Origin of the sequence: Catenulispora rubra (genome assembly GCF_015356825.1) — a bacterium.
Classification (GTDB): domain Bacteria; phylum Actinomycetota; class Actinomycetes; order Streptomycetales; family Catenulisporaceae; genus Catenulispora; species Catenulispora rubra.
On the sequence record NZ_JAACYW010000704.1, the window covers coordinates 1 to 586 of the forward strand.

Below are 586 nucleotides of genomic sequence, written 5' to 3' on the forward strand. Positions count from 1 at the left end.
GTCAGGTCCCTGTTCCCGATCCGCCGGTCGGCGCGCATCACCACGGCCGCGCCGGTGGCCTGCAGAAGCTGGAACAGCCTCACCGAGGGGAAACCGGCGTCGAACAACACGATCGAATGCTCATCCAGGGCGCCGATCAGCTGCTCGGCCAACTCCCGCTCCGGGGTGGCGTAGGCCCCGATCGCCGCCGCCCGCAGCCCGTGGCTGCCGGCCTCGGCCAGCGTCACCACCTTGGCCTGCGGGTAGGCCGTGTCCCGGGTCGAGCGCACCCCGCCGACCGGCCCGCCGAACACCCGGCGGTTGTCTACCGTCTCCGGCAGGTCCACCACGAACCCGTCCACCGCCAAAACAAGCCGACCCCGCCAGCGTGCCCCGGGGGTGTTGGCCAACGCCACCGGATCAGCGGCCGCCAGGTGAAACACCTCGGCCATCGCCGCCGCACCCAGCCTCACACGAGCTCCGGTCAGCGACGACTTGTCCACCGTGGCCCCGGCCAACTCCGGCACCGCATCGGTCAGATTGCCCAACACATCCTCATACGAATCCTGCGACCACAACGCCAACCCCAGCGTGAAATACACCATGA

At 69.6% G+C, this 586-nt stretch carries 1 protein-coding gene; it reads right to left on the bottom strand.

All coding sequences use genetic code 11. The features are described from left to right. A partial coding sequence (locus tag GWK61_RS55045; RefSeq protein ID WP_267254619.1) for a transposase occupies window positions 1–527 on the bottom strand: 527 nt, incomplete at its 3' end. Window positions 528–586: the final 59 nt, after the last annotated feature.